Below are 15930 nucleotides of genomic sequence, written 5' to 3' on the forward strand. Positions count from 1 at the left end.
CGTATGCGCCGGGCCTCGTTTCGAGGCGCCGGCCCCTGTCCTTTTATGCTGACGCTGTCCGATTTCGATTTTCCGCTGCCGCCCGAACTGATCGCCCAGACCGCGCTGCCCGACCGCAGCGCGAGCCGGCTGCTGGTCGTGCGCACCGGCGCGGACGGCGCCACCGAACTGGACGACCGCGCCTTCGCCGACCTGACCGACTATCTGCGCCCGAACGACCTGCTGGTGTTCAACGACACCCGCGTGATCAAGGCCCGCTTCTTCGGCCACAAGGCCAGCGGCGGCAAGATCGAGGTGCTGGTCGAGCGCGTGCTGGACAGCGACACGGTGCTGGCGCAGGTGCGCGCCTCGAAAACGCCGGCCGAAGGCAGCACGCTGCGGCTGGCCGACGCGTTCGACGTCACGGTCGGCCCGCGCGTGGACCAGTTCTTCACGCTGCGCTTCCCCGAGCCGGCGCTCGATCTGATCGAGCGCTTCGGCCGGCTGCCGCTGCCGCCGTACATCACGCACGATCCCGACGCCTACGACGAAAGCCGCTACCAGACCGTCTATGCCCGCCATCCGGGCGCGGTGGCGGCGCCGACGGCGGGGCTGCATTTCGATGACGCGCTGTTTGCCCGGCTCGATGCCCATGGCGTGCGGCGCGCCTTCCTGACGCTGCACGTCGGCGCCGGCACCTTCCAGCCGGTGCGCACCGAGAACCTGGCCGAGCACAAGATGCACTCGGAGTGGTATGCGATCTCGGAGGAACTGGCGCAGGCGGTGCGCGACACCCGCGCTGCCGGCGGCCGCGTGATCGCGGTCGGCACCACGTCGCTGCGCGCACTGGAATCGGCCGCGACGCCGGAGGGCGAGCTGCTGGCCGGCAGCGGCGACACCGACATCTTCATCACGCCGGGCTATCGCTTCAAGCTGATCGACGCCCTGATCACCAACTTCCACCTGCCGAAGTCGACGCTGCTGATGCTGGTCTCCGCGCTGGCCGGCATCGAGCCGATCCGCCTCGCCTATCGCCATGCGGTCGAACAGCGCTATCGCTTCTTCAGCTATGGCGATGCGATGCTGCTGCATCGCCAGCCCTGAACCACTGCCCCGCGCTTGCGCCTGCCGCTCCGCCCGCCGCACGCCACGACCCACCGAATCTTCGCCACCGTACGCCATGCTCCAATTCGAACTGATCACCACCGACGGCAACGCCCGCCGCGGCCGCGTCACCCTGAACCACGGGGTGGTCGAGACGCCGATCTTCATGCCGGTCGGCACCTATGGCTCGGTCAAGGCGATGTCGCCGCTCGAACTCAACGAGATCGGCGCGCAGATCATCCTGGGCAATACCTTCCATCTGTGGCTGCGGCCGGGGCTGGAGGTCGTCGACACGCACCAGGGCCTGCACCGCTTCGTCGGCTGGGACAAGCCGATCCTGACGGACTCGGGCGGCTTCCAGGTGTTCTCGCTCGGCGAGCTGCGCAAGATCACCGAGGACGGCGTGACCTTCGCCTCGCCGGTCAACGGCGACAAGCTGTTCCTGTCGCCGGAAATCTCGATGCAGATCCAGCGCACGCTGAATTCGGACATCGTGATGCAGTTCGACGAATGCACGCCGTACGAGATCGAGGGCCGGCCGGCCACGCACGAGGAGGCGGCGCGCTCGATGCGGATGAGCCTGCGCTGGGCCAGGCGCTCGCGCGACGAGTTCGAGCGGCTAGCCAATCCGAACGCGCTGTTCGGCATCGTGCAGGGCGGCATGTTCGAGGACCTGCGCGACGAATCGCTGGCGGGGCTGTCGGAGCTCGGCTTCCACGGCCTGGCGATCGGCGGGTTGTCGGTCGGCGAGCCCAAGGAAGACATGATGCGGGTGCTCGAACACGTCGGCCCGCGGCTGCCGGCGGACAAGCCGCACTATCTGATGGGGGTCGGTACGCCCGAGGATCTGGTGGCCGGCGTGGCGGCCGGGGTCGACATGTTCGACTGCGTGATGCCGACCCGCAATGCGCGCAACGGCTGGCTGTTTACCCGCTTCGGCGACGTCAAGATCAAGAACGCCGCGCACCGCAACGACCCGCGCCCGCTGGACGAAAGCTGCGGCTGCTACACCTGCCGCAATTTCTCGCGGGCCTATCTGCACCATCTGCACCGGGTCGGAGAAATTCTGGGCGCGCGGCTCAATACGATCCACAATCTGTATTACTACCTGCAGCTGATGCGCGAAATTCGCGAGGCGATCGAGCAGCACCGCTTCGACGCCTTCCGCCGCCAGTTCGCCGCCGACCGGGCGCGCGGCACGCAGTAGACCAGCCTGTGGCGCCCCGCCGCCGACGGTGCGAGACCGGCCTGGCCAGGCGGGCGACGCAAGCGCCTGAACCGGCCGAAGCGGGTGATAGAATGCCCGATTCCTTGAATCTAATTTGTGACGGAGAAGCAACGTGCTGATTTCGAACGCTTTTGCCCAGACCGCCGGCGGGGCCGGCGGCGCGGCGGGTGGCCTGATGAGTTTCCTGCCGATCATCCTGATGTTCGCGGTCCTGTGGTTCATCATGATCCGCCCGCAGATGAAGCGGCAGAAGGAAGCCAAGGCGATGCTGGAAGCGCTGGCCAAGAACGACGAAGTCGTCACCGCCGGCGGCATCCTGGGCCGGGTCACCAAGGTCAACGAGCAGTATGTGACGCTGGAAATCGCCGAAGGCACCGAGATCACGGTGCAGAAGAACGCCGTCACCGCAGTGCTGCCCAAGGGTTCGCTGAAGGCGCTCTGAGCCCCTCGCTCTCTCAGGCCTTGCGGATTCTCCGCAAGGTTCCGGCACGCCGCCAATAGCGTGCCCGCACAGCCGCCTGGCCCCGCCCCGGGAAGTCTCCGGTCGGGCCAGGCGGCTGTTTGCCAACCGGTTGCCGGCGCGACACGCCCGCGGATTGCCGTCCGCGTGCCGCGCCGGCCGTAGAAAGACCGTAGAAAGACTGGCCGAAGATGAATCGCTATCCGCTTTGGAAATACCTCGTGATTCTGGTGGCACTGACCATCGGCATCCTCTACACGCTGCCCAACTTCTTCGGCGAGGCGCCTGCGGTGCAGGTCTCGTCGGGCAAGGCCACCGTCAAGGTCGATCTGGCGATGCAGAAGCAGATCGAACAGGTGCTGGCGCAGAACGGCTTGCAGCCCGACGGCGTGTTCTATGACGTGTCGGGGCAGTCCGGCTCGGTCAAGGCGCGCTTCCGCACCACCGACGAGCAGCTGCGCGCGAAGGACGTGCTGTCGCGCTCGCTGAACCCGGATCCCAACGACCCGACCTATGTGGTGGCGCTGAACCTGCTGTCCGGCTCGCCGAAGTGGCTGACGTCGCTGCATGCGCTGCCGATGTACCTGGGTCTGGACCTGCGCGGCGGCGTGCACTTCCTGCTGCAGGTCGACATGAAGGGTGCGGTCGACAAGAAGCTCGACAGCCTGGCCGGCGACGCGCGCACGGTGCTGCGCGACAAGGGCATCCGCCACGGCGGCGTGGACCGCAACGGCGACCGGGTCACCGTGCGCTTCAACAATCCGGAGGACGCCACCCGCGCCCGCGGCGTGCTGGCCGACAGCCTGCCGGACCTGACCTTCGCGATGGACGGCAACAACGTGGTCGGCACCTTCACCGAGGCGGCGCGCCGCGCGGTGCAGGACGCGGCCGTGAAGCAGAACATCACCACGCTGCACAACCGCGTCAACGAACTGGGCGTGGCCGAGCCGGTGATCCAGCAGCAAGGTGCAGAGCGCATCGTGGTGCAGCTGCCGGGCGTGCAGGACACCGCCAAGGCCAAGGACATCATCGGCCGTACCGCCACGCTGGAGGCCCGCCTGGCCGATCCGGACGCGCCGCGCAGCCCGCGCCAGGGCGATCCGATCCCGTTCGGCAGCGAGCTGTTCCTGCATGGCAACGGCGCCCCGGTGGTGCTGAAGAAGCAGGTGATCTTCACCGGCGACCGCATCGAAAGCGCGTCGGCCGGCTTCGACCAGAACCAGCGCCCCTCGGTCAACATCAAGCTCGACGCCCAGGGCGGCCGCGTGCTGCGCGACGTTTCGCGCGAGAACATCGGCAAGCCGATGGGCATCGTGCTGTTCGAGAAGGGCAAGGGCGAAGTGCTGACGGTGGCGACGATCCAGTCGGAACTCGGCTCGAGCTTCCAGATCACCGGCTCCTACTCGACCGAGGCCGCCAACGATCTGGCGCTGCTGCTGCGCGCCGGCTCGCTGGCCGCGCCGATGGAGATCATCGAGGAACGCACGATCGGCCCGTCGCTGGGCGCGGACAACATCGAGAAGGGCTTCGATTCGGTGGCCTACGGCTTTGCCGCGATCGCGGTCTTCATGGTGCTGTACTACCTGCTGTTCGGCGTGTTCTCGGTGATCGCGCTGGGCGTCAACCTGCTGCTGCTGATCGCCGTGCTGTCGATGCTGCAGGCCACGCTGACGCTGCCTGGCATCGCGGCCATCGCGCTGGTGCTCGGCATGGCGATCGACGCCAACGTGCTGATCAACGAGCGCATCCGCGAGGAGTTGCGCGCCGGGGCGTCGCCGCAGATGGCGATCGCGGTCGGCTTCGATCGCGCCTGGGCCACCATTCTGGATTCGAACGTGACCACGCTGATCGCCGGCCTCGCGCTGCTGGCCTTCGGTTCGGGCCCGGTGCGCGGCTTTGCGGTGGTGCACTGCCTGGGCATCCTGACTTCGGTGTTCTCGGCGGTGTTCTTCAACCGCGGCCTGGTCAATCTCTGGTACGGCCGCAAGAAGAAGCTGCAGAGCGTGTCGATCGGCCAGATCTGGCGGCCCACGCCGGACAACAAGGGCACCGTGGCCAACAAGTGAATGCGAGCCGCGTGGCCCTGCCCCGCGGCTCCGGTTTGAAGAAACACCCGAACGCAGCACGCTGCAGCAGATACAGGATTCACCATGGAATTCTTCCGCATCCGGCGCGACATTCCGTTCATGAAGCACGCGTTGATCTTCAACGTGATTTCCTTCGTGACGTTTGCCGCCGCCGTCTTTTTCCTCTGGCAGAAGGGCCTGCACCTGTCGATCGAGTTCACCGGCGGCACGGTGATGGAGGTCAGCTACCAGCAGCCCGCCGATCTGGAGCGGATCCGCGGCCAGGTGGGCAAGCTCGGCTACACCGACGTGCAGGTGCAGAACTTCGGCACCTCGCGCGACGTGATGATCCGCCTGCCGCTGCAGAAGGCCGCCGACGGCAAGCCGATCAGCTCGGCGCAGCAGAGCGAGCAGGTGATGGGCGCGCTCAAGGCGGTCTCACCCGACGCCAACCTGCAGCGCGTCGAATTCGTCGGCCCGCAGGTCGGCAGGGAACTGGCCACCGACGGCCTGCTGGCGCTGCTGTTCGTGATCGCCGGCATCGTGATCTACCTGTCGATCCGCTTCGAGTGGAAGTTCGCGGTGGCCGGCATCATCGCCAACCTGCACGACATCGTGATCATCCTGGGCTTCTTTGCCTTCTTCCAGTGGGAATTCTCGCTGTCGGTGCTGGCGGCGGTGCTGGCGGTGCTCGGCTACTCGGTCAACGAGTCGGTGGTGATCTTCGACCGGATCCGCGAGAACTTCCGCAAGTTCCGCAAGATGACGACCCACGAGGTCATCGACAACGCGATCACCAGCACGATGTCGCGGACCATCATCACGCACGGCTCGACCGAAATGATGGTGCTGTCGATGTTCTTCTTCGGCGGTCCGACGCTGCACTACTTCGCGCTGGCGCTGACGGTCGGCATTCTGTTCGGCATCTATTCGTCGGTGTTCGTCGCCGCGGCGCTGGCCATGTGGCTGGGCGTCAAGCGCGAAGACCTGATCAAGGGCGAAAAGAAGGCCGGCGGTGCGGATCGCGACGATCCGAACTACGGCGCGCAGGCGTAAGCGCTGGCGTAGAACACGGCAGGCATGAAAAAACGGGGCTCAGGCCCCGTTTTTTTTGCTGTGCGGATTGCGTTCTCCCTCTCCCCTTCAGGGGAAGAGGGTCGGGGAGAGGGGGTGGTTTCCAACCACAGTCGCAAAACCAGCGCCCCTGCCCTCTCCCCCGCCCCTCTCCCGCAAGCGGGAGAGGGGAGAGAACCGGCAGGATTGCAACCGCATCCATTCCTGCCGATGCCCTTCCCTCAGAACTGCTCGATCCAGATCGCCAGCCGGTCGGCGCCGAACTGCGTGGACGCCGGCGCCAGGCGGGAAACGATGGTGTTGCCGTCGCGCAGCATCTCGAGCGCATTGCCGCTGCGATCGAGCCACAGCAGCGCGGCAAACCACGCGGCGTGCTGCTCCGACACCGTCGTTCCGACCGGCGTGCCGAGGAATTCGGACAGCACCGGGGACGACAGCCACACCAGCGCGTCGCCATCGCGGCGCACCACCTCGCCGAGCTGCTGCGCGATCACGCCCAGCGCATCGGCGCCGGCGTCATGCGTCGCGCGCAGTTGCGCCAGGCGATTTGCCACCGCATGGCCGAAGGCGCCGCTGCGCTGGCTCTCGGCGCCGACCAGATCGGCGTAGTCCATCCTCGCCCAATCGGGCTCGGGACCCTTGGCCCCGGCCAGCACGGCGGCCGCCAGATAGGTTTCGACCGGCTGGAAGCGCTCGGGACCGATCAGGCTGGCGCACAGCGCGCCCACCATGCCGATGCGGGCGGCCAGCGTCTGGCGCTGGATCACGCTGAGCTTCTCGCGCACCAGCTGGTCGCGCTCGCGGCGCAGGCCGGCGATCTCCAGTGCCTGCTTGAGCTCCATGCGCAGCGCGGTGATGTCCCACGGCTTCTTGATGTAGCGGTGGATCTGCCCTTCGTTGACCGCCTGCACGGTCGACTCGAGCTCGGAATACGCGGTCGTCAGGATGCGCACGATATGCGGGTAGTGCTCGCGCGCGTGGCGCAGCAGCTCGTTGCCGTATTCGCCCGGCATGCGCTGGTCGGAGACCAGCACGGCCAGCGTGTCGCCATGCGCTTCGAGCAGCGCCTTGCCCTCCTCGACCGAACCGCCGGTGACGACGGGCGCCAGCCCGCCGATCGCCCTCTGGAAATACTTGACCGCGGTGGCCTCGTCATCGACGAACAGAATCGCGGGCGGCGATGCCTGGTTGTCGTTCGGTTCGTTCATTGACCGCTCCTATTGCTGTGCATTCGATTCTTCGTGTGAGGGAATTCCAGCGTCACGGTGGTGCCGGCGCCCGGAATCGACTCGATCCGGATGCCGCCGCCGAACGACTGCATGACGCGGTTGCAGAAAATCATGCCGAGGCCATTTCCGCCGGCGGCGGCATGCGTGGTGACCGGGTCGACCAGCAGGCGCTCCATCACGTCGGGCGGAATGCCTGGGCCGTTGTCGCTGATGCAGATCACGGGGTCGGGCTGCGCCACCACACGGAAGCGCAGCGACGGCCTGGGGACATCGGTCAGCGCCCGCAAGCCATTGTTGAGCAGCGACGACAACACCAGCGACACGCAGTTCGGCAACGTATGGACGATGAAATCGCCATGCAGTTCGACCTCGACCCAATTGCGCTGCGCACCGGTGAACGGATAGCTGTCGAGCAGCGCCATGATCAGGCTGCCGGCGGTGATGTCGCGATCGTTCTCGCTGGTCAGCGGCCGCTCCCCATTGCCGCGCACCGATTGCAAGAACGACGAGATCACCGCCAGGCAGTACTGCGCATTGCTGTGCATCACCGCGGCCGCCTGTCCGATCTCGGCCTGGCGCTGCGGATCGTATTCGGCGCTGCTGCGGCTTTCAACACCGCGGGCAAAATTCGCGATAGCCGCCAGCGGCGTGTTAAGTTCGTGCGCCAGGAAGGCCAGCGTCTCGTCGATCGCGGTCAGCCGCTGGTGCCGCGACTGCCGTTCGCGATGGCGCTCGCGCGCGAGCGCCAGCACGTCGCGCACCGCCTGCAGGCCAAGCGGCTTCTCCAGGATGCGAAACACCTCGCCGCTGTTGACGGTCTGCAGCAGCATGTCCTTGTCGGCGTACGCCGTCACCAGGATCCGCACGATCTGCGGATACTCGGCGGCGACCTGCCGCAGCAGATCGGCCCCGTTGCGGCCCGGCATGCGGAAGTCGGTGACGAGCACCGCCGTGCGGCCGCTGTCGTTGCGCAGCATCTCGATGGCCTGATCCGCGCCCTGGGCGACCAGCACTTCGTACTCGGCGCCGGCCGCCCGGGCAAAGTACTTGCAGGCCATCTCCTCGTCGTCGACGTAGAGCACGGTCAGCCGCGCCTGGCGCAAATCGATCCGCTGTTCCGTCATGGCGCGCTCATTCCGCCCGCGGCAGATCGAAGCTGAACGCGGCCCACTGGCCCAGTTCGCTTTCGGCGAACAGCACGCCGCCATGCCGCTCGATCACCGCATAGCTGATCGACAGCCCCAGGCCCAGCCCCTGCCCGACCTCGCGCGTGGTGAAGAAGGGCTCGAACACGCGCGCCAGATTTTCGCTGGGGATGCCCGGGCCGTTGTCGCGTACGTTGACATGCAGCCGGCCGTCCTTCCAGACGACGGTGGTATGGATCGCCGGTGCGGCCGTGCCGGCCTTGCGCATCGCCAGCGCCGCGTTCGAGAACAGGTTGATCAGCACGCCGATGATGGCCGCCTCGTCGCCGAACACCAGCGTGTCGGGCGGCAGCTCGCGCGTCATCCGCACGCCGCGCAGTTCGTGCGCGGTCAGCCGGCTGGCCGAGTCGAGCGCCTTTTCGAACAGGAAGGGGCGGCCCTCGACCTCCGCGCCGGGCTGCCGGTAGGCAAAGATCTTCAGGTCCGAGACGATATGCTGGATTCGCTGCATCCCCTGCCGGGCATCGATCAGGCATTCCTGCAGCGAGGCGCTTTCCTTGGCCTCTGGCTCCTCCAGCGCGATTTCGATGGCCATCAGGCAGAAGTTGACCGGGTTGTTGACCTCGTGCAGCAGCCCTGCGGCAAGCGTACCCACCGCGGCCATCTTCTCCTGCTGCAGCAGCTGGCCCTTGATCTGCGCCAGGTTCTCGTTGATGCGCGCGAGCTCGTCGTTCTTGTTCGCCAGTTCTTCCTTCAGCCGGAACAACTGGAAGCGGCCCTTCTCGTTGAAGTAGGTGTAGACCGCGCTGGCCGCCCCGGCAAACAGCACGAACAGCGAGTTGACGAGGAAGGTGCCGACCGGATGCAGGCCGTCCGGATGCAGCAGGCAGGCCACCAGGTAGCACAGGTACGAGAGGCCGCCGAACACCACGTTCTGCCACAGCCCGAACGGCAGCGCGATGCCCGACGCGAAGATGGCCAGGTTCAGGCCGACGTAGTACGGCGAGGCAACGCCATCGGTCTCCCAGATCATCCACGCGATCATCAGCTGCGGCAGCAACAGCCAGGACAGCGTCAGCCAGGGCGCCAGCCTGCGTCCGTGCTGGCTGTACAGCACCAGCACGATGCCGGCGATCAGCATCGAGACGATGATGCGCGCGACCGCGAACGGCACCTGCCATTCCGGATACTGGCCGTAATCCAGACCCATGCCGAGCAGCACCAGCACGATGGCGGTGTAAGCCCCGCCGCGGCTGAACGCCAGGCGAAAGTCGGCCAGTTCGGCCTGGTATCCGGCATAGAGTCGGTTGACAGTCATGGCAGATCGGCGGCGCCGCCTCAGGAGATGGTGGCTTCAGCGAATACGTTGACACCCGTGGCGTCGACATAGACCTGGTGGTCGGTCGACTGCTCGGGCAGCAGACTCAGCATCTTCGCTTCATCGCGATAGATCAGGTACCACTCGAGCAGATGCTCCATGCCGTAGCGCTCCGGATTGCTCGAATGGACGTTGGTGACCAGCACCCGCCCGCCCGGGCGCGTGCGCGCGGCGAAATGGTTCAGCAGCCGGGCGCAGACCTTGTCGGACAGATAGTCGAACAGGCCGGCGCAATAGACCGCGTCGAACTCGCGTACCGAGGGGTCCTCGACTGCGATACGCCGCTTGAGCAGCTCGTGCACCGACTCGTGCACCATCTCGACCTGCATGGTGCGGCCCGCCTCGCGGGCGGCCCGATGGATCGAGCCGCGGGTGAATTCGAGCGTCTCTTCGCTGAAGTCGACCAGCTGGAACGACAGCCGCTCCGGCTCGCCGTATTCGCGCGCAAAGCGCTGGATTTCGAAGGCCGGGCCGCAGCCGACGTTGAGCACCCGGAACGGGCGCCCCGCCGCCCGGGCGCTGTCGGCCTGCCGGCTGAGGAATTCGACCAGCAGGTCGATGCGATTGCGGTGCGCGGTAGCGACCGCCGCCTTCAGGAAGGCCGTATTGACGATCTGGAAGTAGGTGGTCGGGCCTTGCTGCGGATCGCTCAGGATCTGGTTCACCATCTCGTAGTCGCCGGCGTAGCCCAGCGGCTTGGTGAAGGTGCGATAGACGAACGGCGCCCGCAGCAGCAGGGGATGCAGCGCCGATTGCGCATAGGTGCGATGCACCGGCGCGAGCTCGACATCGACGCGTTCGGCCTCCCCCTCCAGCCGGTCCAGGTACGACTTGACCTTCACCATGATCGGCGTGGCCAGTTCCTGGAACACGTCCTCGCGCAAGCGGCCGTCGACCTTGGGCAGGCTTTCGGTCAGGTCCACCTGCTCGACCCAGCGCGACACCTCGGACAGGAAGGCCCGCATCTCGTTGACGGCGATCTGGTAATCGCGGCGGATGTTGAAGCGCGTGTCCCAGTCGCTGACGAACAGCTCGGCCTCGCGGCCCACCGAGCGCGGCTCGTTGGGCAGGTCGCTCAGCTCGCGCCATTCGTCGATCAGCGTCAGCGAGACCACCGCCGTGAGACCGGTATTGACCAGGCTCATCACCACCGCTTTGCCAAGATAGGCGTTCTTGGCCCCGATCCTCACGCTCAGGTCGCTCAATACCTCGCTGACCTGGACGATCGAGTACGGGTTATAGACTTCCATCACCAGAGATTTTCTCTGGAGATTAATGATCGTGCCCCGCACCTGCTCGCCCTGCGAGTTGCGGAAGCTGACCACCGGATCAATTTGCGTTTGGGAGTACACGGTTTTGCGCCAGGGAAAATCCGAAGAATGCGGCTGGCTCATGCCGACACGGGGGTCGGAACGGTCCGGCGCGGCATGGGCGAAGGAACTCGCGAACGGCTCGGCGAAGGCGATGCGCGGAAACTAGGGGTTGGGCATACGCTTGCGATCCTGATCGGGAAGTGAGCGGCGAAGGGCAAGCTGCAGAACTGCCGCGGGGCCAACGACAGGCCGATGCGGGCCAGCAGCCTGACCGAAAGCCGGCCGGCAGCGGCATCGAACGCGAGCGGGCGACGGCTGCCCCGGTCTCGCTCCCGGGGCCGCCAGGTGCGAATCAGCGACCGATTGTACTGTGGGCCCCTGCCACGGACAACGACCCTCATCCCAACGAGGGGGAGCCGCCCCACATGTCCCCCACCGCGGGAGGGTTGCCGCCAATGAAAAAGGGCCGGATGAACCGGCCCTCGAACGGCAATGCGGATGCGCCCGCAGGCACCGCGGCATCAGTCGGCGCGCACGCCCTCGACCTGGATCGCCAGCTTGACCTCGGGCTTGAAGCCCATCTTGATGCCGTAATCGATGCCGAAGTCGGCGCGGTTGAAGGTGGCATAGGCGTCCGCACCGCAGGCCTCGCGCTTGAGCATCGGATGCTGGATGCACTTGAACTCGCGGATTTCCAGCTTGACCGGCTTGGACACGCCGCGCAGCGTCAGCACGCCGTCGACCTCGGTCGGCACGTCGCCGGCGAACTTGGAGAACTTGCCCTTGTAGGTGGCCTCGGGATAGGCCTGCACGTCGAACATGTCGGGGCTCTTGGCGTGCTCGTTCATCTTGCCGTGGCCGAAGTCGATCGACGCGGTATCGATCTTGATGTCGAGCGTGCCGGTCTTGGCGGCGCGGTCCAGCGTGACGACGCCACTGGACTTGTCGAACTTGCCGCGCCACTTCGACAGTCCGCCCAGGTGGTCGGCCTCGAAGCTGGGATACGTATGGCTCGGATCGAGGTTGTAGGTCACGGCGGCAGCCGCGGCGACGCCAGCGAAGGCGGTGGCGGAAGCGGCGGCGAGGATGGCGGCGGCGGTACGCAGTTTCATGGGTTCTCCGGTAAGCGGTTGGGTTCGACGGATTGGTCCGGCGACGATGGCAACGTTGGTGTCAGCGTGAAATCGTGAATCGTGGCAGCGAGGGTCGTTCGGTTCAGGACTTGGCGGCCGTGACCAGACGGAACCTGATCTGGACCTCGTCGGCGACCACCGAGGTGTCCTTCCACTCGCCCTCGCCGATATTGAAGACGCTGCGCTTGATCGGCAGCACGCCCTCGAAGACCTGGTTGGCGCCTTCCTGGCGATAGGTCGCGGGCACCACCACGTCGACGGTCTTGCCCTTGATGGTCAGCTTGCCGGCGACATCGAACTTGCCGGCGGCGGCGGGCTTGATGCCGGTCGATTCGAACACCGCCTTGGGAAAGCGCGCGGCATCGAACCAGTCCTTGCCCTTGACCTCCTTGGTGGTGGCGGCGTCGCCGATCTCGAAGCTGGCCACGTCGATCTCGACCTTGGCGCTGGAGCTGGCCAGCCTGGCCGGATCGAAGTCCACGGCGGCGGCAAAGCGCTTGAACTTGCCTTCCATCGGCACGCCGATCTGGCGCGCGACGGCGGTCACCGAACTCTTGCCGGCATCGAGCTGGGCGGCGGCCAGGTTGGCGGCAAATCCGGCGCAGGCCAGCGACGCGGCCAACAGCAAGGCACCGGGACGGGGAATACGTTTCATCGAGGGCTCCTCGGTTTTCGTTCGGTCAATGCGGAACGGGTGGGGCGGGACGGATCGGCGGAACAGTCTGGACAGACCAGACGGACCAGACGGAACAGACGGAACGGCAGCGCCTGTCCGGCCGGCTCAACGCAGGAACGGCAGCATGCGTCCCAGCGTGCCGTCGCGGTCCAGCCACTGGTGCTTCAGCGCCGCGGCGGCATGGAGCACGACGATTGCCGCCATCAGATAGTTCAGCCAGATATGGGCGAACTTCAGCGTTTCCTTCAGCGCGTCGTTTGGTTCGATCAGCTGCGGCAGCGGCCACAAACCCAGATAGACCACCGGCACGCCGGCGGCCAGGCTGTACAGATAACCGGTCACCGGCACCACCAGGATCAGCAGATACAGCAGACCGTGAGCGGCCTTGGCCGCCCCGGCCTGCCACGCCGGCATGCCGGCCACCGGCGCCGGCGCGGCGTGGGTCAGGCGCCAGAGCACGCGCAGCACCGCCAGCGCGAACACCGTCACGCCCAGCCACTTGTGCCAGGAGTACAGCTTGAGCTTGGTCGGCGTGAAGCCGGGGATATCGGTCATGTAAAGACCGAGCCCGAAGGCCGCGAAAATCAGCAGCGCAACGATCCAGTGCAGACCGATCGCGGTCGCGCCATAGCGCGCGGGAGTATGGGAACGCATCGATGATTTCCGGCTTGAGTCTTTATTCTTTCGGCAGACGCTGTTGATTCTCGCATTATTGCGTCTGGAAAGTGACGTCGGAAAGGCGGAAGTTCATTGAGTTGTTCAAAGCGTTTGAAGGCTATGCCGTTGCGAGAACTTGGGCGGCAGACATCGGGAACGTCGACGTCCTCAAACTAGCCAGTTTTCATACCGCAAACCCGGCACGCGGGAAAACTCGGAGACGTTGTCCGTCACCAGCACAGCGTCAATCGCGAGGGCGTGCGCGGCAATGAGCATATCGTTGGCGCCTATCGGTTGGCCGCGGCGCTCCAGGTCGGCGCGCAGGCGTCCATAGTGCTGATCGGCATCGCCATCGAGCGGCAGCACCCGAAGGCCGCTCAAGGCATGTTCCACCCGGCGAGCCAACTCGTCAGAACCCTTCTTTGCAACGCCGAAGCGCAGTTCGGCGGCGACGACAATGGACGTGCACAACGCCGCGGCGTCCGTCGTTCCGATACGCGTAGCGCAAGTGCCACGCGTATTGCGCAGGGCGTCCGACACGATATTCGTGTCGAGCAGATACAAGGGCATCAAAGATCTACCGGTTCTGGAGGCCGGTCATCAATGTCCGGCCATGTCTCGTCCAGCGGCTCCCATTGCGCGAGAAGCGCGCCCAACGAGGTCGTCGGAATCGGTTCGATGATCAGCTTGTCGCCTTCTCTACGCATGATGGCCTCCTCTCCGGGTAGTTCGAACTCGCGCGGTATCCGAACCGCCTGATTACGACCATTGCGAAATAACCGCACATGCCGGGTTTCCGTCGTTGTGGTCATGCTGCACTCCTTGGCATATGGCAAAGCATATGCCAACTGGAGTGGTCGCGCTAGTCTTCCGGTCATGGGTGAAATGGTATCGACCCCGCCCAGTTGTGAAATAGGAGGCGCGGACATTGTCTACGCCTCAATGGCGGACCGTATCGCCGCCAGGAAGCAAAAAAGCCGCCCCTTGGGCGGCTCGGTGTAAAGGGGCGCGAGGCGCGATCGCGCACCGCGATCCTATTCCATCACTTCAATCGCTGCGCCAGCTCCACCGCCCGGCCGATATAGCTGCCCGGCGTCATCGCCAGGAGGCGGGCCTTGGCCTCGTCGGGGATCGCCAGGCCTTCGATGAAGGTGCGCAGCGCCTCGCGGGAGATGCCCTTGCCGCGGGTCAGTTCCTTCAGTTGTTCATACGGATTGGCGATGCCGTGGCGGCGCATCACGGTCTGCACCGGTTCGGCCAGCACTTCCCAGCAGTTGTCCAGGTCCTCGGCCAGCCGCTCCGGGTTGGTCTCGAGCTTGCCCAGGCCGCGCAGGCACGCCTCGTACGCCAGCAGGCTGTAGCCGAAGGCGACGCCGATATTGCGCAGCACCGTCGAATCGGTCAGGTCGCGCTGCCAGCGCGAGACCGGCAGCTTCTCCGACAGGTGGCGCAGCAGCGCGTTGGCCAGGCCCAGATTGCCTTCCGAGTTTTCGAAGTCGATCGGATTGACCTTGTGCGGCATCGTCGACGAGCCGATTTCGCCGGCCTTGGTCTTCTGCTTGAAGTAGCCCAGCGAGATATAGCCCCAGACATCGCGGTCCAGGTCCAGCAGGATGGTGTTGGCCCGGGCTACCGCGTCGAACAGCTCGGCCATGTAGTCGTGCGGCTCGATCTGGATCGTGTACGGGTTGAAGGCCAGGCCCAGCCGGTTCTCGATGACGTCGCGCGAGAAGGCTTCCCAGTCGAACTCGGGATAGGCGGACAGATGGGCGTTGTAGTTGCCGACGGCGCCGTTCATCTTGCCGAGCAGCTCGACCAGCTCGATCCGGTCGATGGCGCGGGCAAGGCGGGCGGCGACGTTGGCCATCTCCTTGCCCAGCGTGGTCGGGCTGGCGGGCTGGCCGTGCGTGCGCGACAGCATCGGCTGGCGGGCGTTGGCGTGCGCCAGTTCGACCAGGCGCGCATGCACGCGCCGCAGCGTCGGCACCAGCACGCTGTCGCGCGCCCCCTTGAGCATCATGCCGTGCGAGGTGTTGTTGATGTCCTCGGAGGTGCAGGCGAAGTGGATGAATTCGCTGGCGGCCACCAGCTCGGCGTTGTCCTGCACGCGCTCCTTCATCCAGTACTCGACCGCCTTGACGTCGTGATTGGTGACGGCCTCGATCTCCTTGATCCGCGCCGCGTCGGCTTCGCTGAAGTTGTCGACCAGCGCCAGCAGCGCGGCTTCGGACTGCGCCGAGAATTTCGGCATGTCGGGCAGGCCGGTGCGGGCCAGCGCGATCAGCCAGTGGACTTCGACCTTGACGCGATGGCGCATGAAGGCCGCCTCGGACAGCCATTCGCGCAGCGGGTCGGCCTTGGCGGCATAGCGGCCATCGATCGGGGACAGGGCGGTGAGCGGCGAGAGCGCGGCGGGGGAGGCGGTAGCGGACATGCTGGCAGACGGCGGGAGGGAATCAAGAGGGAAACCTGGAACGGTGTCGGCAGG

Annotated in this window: 15 protein-coding genes; 5 read left to right on the forward strand and 10 right to left on the reverse strand. The window is 65.9% G+C overall.

The genetic code is table 11. The features are described from left to right. The first annotated feature begins 45 nt into the window (after positions 1 to 45). The 5 genes from queA to secF all read left to right on the forward strand — a co-directional run bounded on the left by queA (position 46) and on the right by secF (position 5893). Positions 46 to 1083 (forward strand): tRNA preQ1(34) S-adenosylmethionine ribosyltransferase-isomerase QueA, encoded by a 1038-nt coding sequence (gene queA / locus J5T34_RS12725; protein ID WP_208580062.1) that lies wholly within the window; start codon positions 46 to 48, stop codon positions 1081 to 1083. Between the two features lie 76 nt (positions 1084 to 1159). Next, positions 1160 to 2290 carry a tRNA guanosine(34) transglycosylase Tgt gene (gene tgt / locus J5T34_RS12730; protein ID WP_208580063.1) on the forward strand — a complete coding sequence of 377 codons (1131 nt, stop codon included), beginning with the start codon at positions 1160 to 1162 and terminating at the stop codon, positions 2288 to 2290. A gap of 133 nt (positions 2291 to 2423) precedes the next feature. Further along, complete coding sequence (yajC, locus tag J5T34_RS12735; protein WP_149316660.1) at positions 2424 to 2753, forward strand: preprotein translocase subunit YajC; 330 nt, start codon at positions 2424 to 2426, stop codon at positions 2751 to 2753. Positions 2754 to 2962: 209 nt separating this feature from the next. Then, a complete protein-coding gene (gene secD / locus J5T34_RS12740) occupies positions 2963 to 4837 on the forward strand; it encodes a protein translocase subunit SecD (RefSeq protein ID WP_208580064.1) in 1875 nt (624 codons plus the stop codon). A gap of 84 nt (positions 4838 to 4921) precedes the next feature. Further along, positions 4922 to 5893, forward strand: a complete 972-nt coding sequence (gene secF, locus J5T34_RS12745) for a protein translocase subunit SecF (RefSeq protein ID WP_208580065.1) — start codon at positions 4922 to 4924, stop codon at positions 5891 to 5893. 239 nt (positions 5894 to 6132) lie between these two features. Here the strand turns inward: secF and J5T34_RS12750 are convergent, their stop codons facing one another. From J5T34_RS12750 to purB, 10 genes are all read right to left on the reverse strand, one after another. Beyond that, entirely contained in the window at positions 6133 to 7119 is a 987-nt protein-coding gene (locus J5T34_RS12750) for a response regulator (protein ID WP_208580066.1), read from the reverse strand. Continuing rightward, the gene (locus tag J5T34_RS12755; RefSeq protein ID WP_208580067.1) at positions 7116 to 8264 is read right to left on the reverse strand and encodes a hybrid sensor histidine kinase/response regulator; all 1149 of its coding nucleotides are present in this window, start codon (positions 8262 to 8264) and stop codon (positions 7116 to 7118) included. Before J5T34_RS12755 ends, J5T34_RS12750 begins: the two co-directional genes overlap by 4 nt. 7 nt (positions 8265 to 8271) lie before the next feature. After that, on the reverse strand, positions 8272 to 9603 hold the full coding sequence (locus tag J5T34_RS12760; RefSeq protein ID WP_174104552.1) for a sensor histidine kinase: 1332 nt from the start codon (positions 9601 to 9603) through the stop codon (positions 8272 to 8274). Between the two features lie 20 nt (positions 9604 to 9623). Continuing rightward, positions 9624 to 11015, reverse strand: a complete 1392-nt coding sequence (locus J5T34_RS12765) for an SAM-dependent methyltransferase (RefSeq protein WP_174104553.1) — start codon at positions 11013 to 11015, stop codon at positions 9624 to 9626. Positions 11016 to 11497: 482 nt separating this feature from the next. Then, positions 11498 to 12088: a YceI family protein gene (locus J5T34_RS12770; protein WP_208580068.1), complete on the reverse strand. Its 591-nt coding sequence runs from the start codon at positions 12086 to 12088 to the stop codon at positions 11498 to 11500. Between the two features lie 103 nt (positions 12089 to 12191). Continuing rightward, the gene (locus J5T34_RS12775) at positions 12192 to 12764 is read right to left on the reverse strand and encodes a YceI family protein (protein ID WP_208580069.1); all 573 of its coding nucleotides are present in this window, start codon (positions 12762 to 12764) and stop codon (positions 12192 to 12194) included. A 126-nt stretch (positions 12765 to 12890) separates the two neighbouring features. After that, entirely contained in the window at positions 12891 to 13439 is a 549-nt protein-coding gene (locus tag J5T34_RS12780; RefSeq protein WP_208580070.1) for a cytochrome b, read from the reverse strand. Positions 13440 to 13610: 171 nt separating this feature from the next. Beyond that, positions 13611 to 14012, reverse strand: coding sequence for a type II toxin-antitoxin system VapC family toxin (locus tag J5T34_RS12785; protein WP_208580071.1), 402 nt, complete (start codon positions 14010 to 14012; stop codon positions 13611 to 13613). Further along, entirely contained in the window at positions 14012 to 14254 is a 243-nt protein-coding gene (locus J5T34_RS12790) for an antitoxin (RefSeq protein ID WP_208580072.1), read from the reverse strand. The genes J5T34_RS12785 and J5T34_RS12790 overlap by 1 nt, the downstream gene beginning before the upstream one ends. 230 nt (positions 14255 to 14484) lie before the next feature. Then, positions 14485 to 15876 carry an adenylosuccinate lyase gene (gene purB, locus J5T34_RS12795; RefSeq protein WP_208580073.1) on the reverse strand — a complete coding sequence of 464 codons (1392 nt, stop codon included), beginning with the start codon at positions 15874 to 15876 and terminating at the stop codon, positions 14485 to 14487. Positions 15877 to 15930 lie beyond the last annotated feature (54 nt).

The organism is Cupriavidus gilardii (assembly GCF_017598945.1).
Lineage (GTDB): Bacteria > Pseudomonadota > Gammaproteobacteria > Burkholderiales > Burkholderiaceae > Cupriavidus > Cupriavidus gilardii_E.